Annotated in this window: 5 protein-coding genes and 2 pseudogenes; 3 read left to right on the top strand and 4 right to left on the bottom strand. The window is 60.5% G+C overall.

What is annotated here, in order from left to right:
- Positions 1-194 (bottom strand): annotated as a pseudogene (locus M3I56_RS40205) (IS256 family transposase); the annotation flags it as partial.
- Between the two features lie 93 nt (positions 195-287).
- Here M3I56_RS40205 and M3I56_RS40200 point away from each other — a divergent pair.
- The 3 genes from M3I56_RS40200 to M3I56_RS40190 all read left to right on the top strand — a co-directional run bounded on the left by M3I56_RS40200 (position 288) and on the right by M3I56_RS40190 (position 1989).
- Entirely contained in the window at positions 288-458 is a 171-nt protein-coding gene (locus tag M3I56_RS40200) for a hypothetical protein (RefSeq protein ID WP_254358587.1), read from the top strand.
- A gap of 79 nt (positions 459-537) precedes the next feature.
- Positions 538-1077, top strand: a complete 540-nt coding sequence (locus M3I56_RS40195; protein WP_254358584.1) for an HNH endonuclease — start codon at positions 538-540, stop codon at positions 1075-1077.
- A gap of 216 nt (positions 1078-1293) precedes the next feature.
- Positions 1294-1989, top strand: a complete 696-nt coding sequence (locus M3I56_RS40190; RefSeq protein WP_309249228.1) for a helix-turn-helix domain-containing protein — start codon at positions 1294-1296, stop codon at positions 1987-1989.
- A gap of 415 nt (positions 1990-2404) precedes the next feature.
- Here M3I56_RS40190 and M3I56_RS41485 read toward each other — a convergent pair whose 3' ends face one another.
- The 3 genes and pseudogenes from M3I56_RS41485 to M3I56_RS40180 form a co-directional block, all read right to left on the bottom strand.
- Entirely contained in the window at positions 2405-2527 is a 123-nt protein-coding gene (locus M3I56_RS41485; protein ID WP_309249229.1) for a hypothetical protein, read from the bottom strand.
- A gap of 128 nt (positions 2528-2655) precedes the next feature.
- Positions 2656-2796: pseudogene (locus tag M3I56_RS41480) on the bottom strand (CBS domain-containing protein); the annotation flags it as partial.
- 870 nt (positions 2797-3666) lie between these two features.
- The coding region (locus M3I56_RS40180; protein WP_254358582.1) for a helix-turn-helix transcriptional regulator at positions 3667-4105 on the bottom strand (439 nt) is incomplete at its 5' end.

Here is a 4105-nt window from a genome sequence, read left to right as displayed (position 1 = left end):
CCGGCCGGATAGCCCAGATGGTGTCCGAGTTCGGCGCCCAGCGCCCGCTCGATCAGCGCCTTCTTGAACGCCGCTGAGGCGGCATGCACCGCTTCGGCCGTCATCGGCCCCTTCACGAACTGGTCGATCAGTTCCTTCGGAATGGACGGCAACGCCGTCAGGGCCTCGGCGGACGTCTTGGGTTTGCGTGGCATACATGCTCCTTGAGCTACATGTTATGCCTTACACACAAAATTTATGACAGGCCCGGGACGCTTGCTGCGAAGACGCGAGGATCTGCCTGCACCATGCCCTACCTCTCTGACTACACCGGCAAGCCGCTCAACGATTTTGCGATGGCCGTCATCGACGCACTGAAAGCGGAAGGCTTTCAGGTCGCAACGACCCCGTACCAAAAGAAAGGCGCCGCCGCCCCAGGACTTCGACAAGGACACGTTTGCGCGGCAGTATGGTTGTGAGCCGGATCAGCTATACCACGACCATCAATCCGACGGCTCGTATCTTCTGGTCAAGGACAAAGCCACTACGCTACTGCTGATGCGAGACTGGGCAAGGCGGATCGACGAAAACCTGTTCCCCGTGTCGGGCCGCGATGATGCCGACTCGATCGAAAGTGACTTGCGCGCCATCCTCAAGGACCAATCCAAAACCGAGACGGAGCGCCTGGCCGAACTGGCGGTTCGACTGGGACAGGGAAAGTTTCGGGCGGATCTGCTGCGCGAATTCGGGAACGCGTGCTCGGCCACCAGGCTAGCTGTCCCTGCGGCGCTGCGCGCCTCGCATATCGTCCCCTGGAAGAAGGCCGATCACGATGAAAGGCGCGACCCCAAGAACGGACTGCTGCTGTCGGCGAACCTCGACGCGCTATTTGATCGGCACATGATCACCTTCGGACCCGATGGCAAACTGCAGATGTCGGCGTTACTCGCGCCGCACGACACAGAAAGACTCGGCCCGATGCCAGATCTTCCGTGGACGCCGTGCGACGAGCGCGCAGCGTACCTAAGGCGACACAACGCCGAGTTCGAACGATGGGAGATCAAACGGCTGGACTATGTAAGCGCCTCGGCGCGATAACCCGGGGGAACGCGAAGCCCGACGCCCACCGCAATGACGCGTCACTTTGCCACCAGAATGATATCCCGCAATATATGTGACAATTCAACTATCACATAAAAAAGACGGGACCACGAGATGCTGGCAAATCGCACGAACTCCGGTGCCACCATGCACCTACAAAGGCGCGTCAAGATGGACCCGCCACGGGCTGTCGCGCGCTGCACGGAATGTGCGATGCGTCATCTGTGTATGCCGCACGGCCTTGAATCCGCAGTGCTCCCCAAGTTTGAAGCGCTGGTCGTGGCTGGCCGCAAGGTGCGCGCCGGTGAACCACTCTATTTTCCCGGTGACCGGTTCCAGAGCCTGTACGCGGTCCGATCGGGCTCCCTCAAGACTTTCGTCACCAATCGCGAGGGCCGCGAGCAGATCACCGGGCTGCGCCTGCCTGGGGAGGCACTGGGCCTCGACGGTATCGCCAGCGGCGTACATGCGCTGAGCGCGGTCGCACTCGAAGACTCGACGGTGTGCACGCTTCCCTACAGCGCGCTCAAGGAACTGGGTCGCGAGTCAACCGCAATGCAGGAACGCTTGCACCAGGTGATGGGCGAGCAGATGAATCGTGAGTCGGCCCAGATGATCGTGTTGGGCGCGCCCGCTGCTGAATCGCGTCTGGCGTCGTTCCTGCTCGACGTGTCGCAGCGAAACGGCCTACGCGGCTACTCTCAGTCTGAGTTTCGCCTGCGCCTGACCCGCGAGGAAATGGGCAGCTACCTCGGCATCACGCTGGAAACGGTGAGCCGGTCGATGACGCGTTTGCGAAAGCTCGGCCTGATCGAGGTGAACGCCAAGGAGATTCGCATTACCGATATCGATGGTCTTCGCGAAGTCTCGGCGGTCGTCTCACGCAAGCACGATCGCACTGGTCACTGAACCCTTCAAAGCGCTCAATGCCCTCGAGTGCGCCTATATGGCGTCGGCCCCATCTAACGCCGCGGCGAGGCGCGGCAGGAGTGTGTGCCAGAAGCGCAGCGGGCGCCGCAATCGGCGTATTGAAAGCGTTACTGTCGCGAAATTTGATGGTCACCACGCCGCCAGACAACGGCCCGGGTCCAATGGGCACCGCCATCACGGCAGCGTTGGCCCGCTCCCGTTCGAAGCACTCGGGCGGTAGCACATTTGTTTGTCTAGAGGCGGACGTCGATCTACCGGCGTCGTCCGTGAAGAGACGCCCGACCCGCGAAACTGAACGACCGCAGGTTTCTGCGAAAGAGTCATTCAACTACCGGCCGCGCTCGATCGCGACATATGAGCGCCGACAGCATCTGAACGACTAGAGTCAGAACCGTTACCACGCGTACCTGACACCCACGTCGCCCCAGACACCCCTGCGCTGTCCACTCGCCGAACTGTTGACCGAGAACTGGTAGCCGAACTGGCCATACACGAGATCGAAATCACCTCTTCGCACATCACGTCGCCTACGACGCGCCCGTGCTCCTTCAGATATCTCGCGGCCTGAGCGCGGGGGGACGACAACAGGAGTTCGAGCCACCACTGGCGCTTTCTGTGGCAGGTGCTGTTCTCTACTCGATGCAGAAGATCGCGTTCGCCGACGATACCGACAACTTGTCCGTTCTCGTCGACGACCGGCATGCTCCCGATATGGTTTTCGACCAAAAGTGTTGCCGCTTCGTGGATCGTCATGTCCGGTGTGGCAGTGATGACGGACGCAGTCATGATGTCTTGCGCGCGCATAGTTGCTCCTCCTGCTTGTTCGCGACGGGTCCTCGTCTGGTGCTCCCATCACGTGGCTTTGGCAGACCGTCCCGAGCCGATCGCTCGGTGCTGAGGCGCCTTGATTCCACGACCTGATTCAATTCCCGGAGGGGTCGCTGCTCCTTGGGCAAACACCGGCCTTGGATAGACTTTTCTTATCGTCGAGCGCGATCGCGCCGACTGCGCTATCGGACTGCGAGTGAACAATCGAGGTCCGGAATACAAAGGGCAATTGAATCATCCAGTGCGGGCTGCGGAGCAAACGGAATCTGCGATGGGTCGAAGCGCGGAAACCGAGTGTTTCCCGAAGCACGGGAAAATACGGCGGAGTCTTCCAGCCCAGAATCGAAATCGTCGTTACCGGTCGCGGCAATACAGCATTGGACCCCGGCGGTGGCCATCGCCGTGAGCACGCAGCAGGTTCGAACAATTTGACCCGGCTCGCGTAGCTCATGTCGAGGTTCCTTAAAAGGCCAATTCAAAAAGAGTTCGTAGCGGCAGTCTATTTTTCCGGCAAGCGGTTAACCTGGGATGCCTGAGCAATGGCTCAAGGAGTGCCGGCTGCTATCATCGATCGCGAGCTGTAGCTACTGATCGAACCGCTACTTCCGCGTCACAAATTCTGGGATGAGCCCTCTGGCCGACCTGGCCGTCGGCCACGCAGACAGCATGTCAATGCGTTGCGACCTCAACGAGGATGTCCGCGTGCACATCGTTATCTTGCGCAGCGCGGAGGCTCCGCGATTTGCATCCACCGACAAGGAGCCTTTCGGCCTCGCCTTGCGCGGGCGGCTCGCCATCGTTGCCTGCAACGCCAGCGCCTGCAGTTCGCTATCTCAGCTTGCCGAGCCACAGCGCGGTGAGCGTTGAGCGATTCCTGACGTTGAATTTGGCGTAGATCGACTTGATATGGACATGCGTCGTGTTCGGACTTTGGTCGAGCTTCTGCGCGATCTGCTTTTCCGTGAGTCCGTCGAGCAGCCACAGCAGCACCCTTCGCTCGGCCGTCGTCAGGGGAGCGTCGGCGATGAGCAGGCCGTGGCTGAGCAGTTGCTGCCGGTTGAACCATCTCAGCCCATGCATCACGAAACCCAGACGCTCGAGATCCGGCGCAGAGAATCGGGGTGCCCGCACATCGCGAAACACGAAGAGATGAATCCGCACATCGTCATTGAGCGAGCAACGCACCTGGATGCTGTCGCCGTGGCCGACTTCGAGGTAGTGGCGCCGATAGTGCTCACCTTCAAACCATTCGGCGGGCATCGCCTCG

The organism is Paraburkholderia sp. CNPSo 3281, from assembly GCF_024206515.1.
Taxonomy (GTDB): Bacteria; Pseudomonadota; Gammaproteobacteria; order Burkholderiales; family Burkholderiaceae; genus Paraburkholderia; species Paraburkholderia nodosa.
The sequence above is the reverse complement of the archived record's forward strand: the minus strand, read 5'-3'. Positions and strand labels throughout refer to the sequence as shown.

Excerpts from the sequence above, each read along its gene's own strand:
- M3I56_RS40200 (WP_254358587.1), top strand. The coding sequence starts at position 288 with ATGCCCTACCTCTCTGACTACACCGGCAAGCCGCTCAACGATTTTGCG.
- M3I56_RS40195 (WP_254358584.1), top strand. The coding sequence starts at position 538 with ATGCGAGACTGGGCAAGGCGGATCGACGAAAACCTGTTCCCCGTGTCG.
- M3I56_RS40190 (WP_309249228.1), top strand. The coding sequence starts at position 1,294 with ATGCGTCATCTGTGTATGCCGCACGGCCTTGAATCCGCAGTGCTCCCC.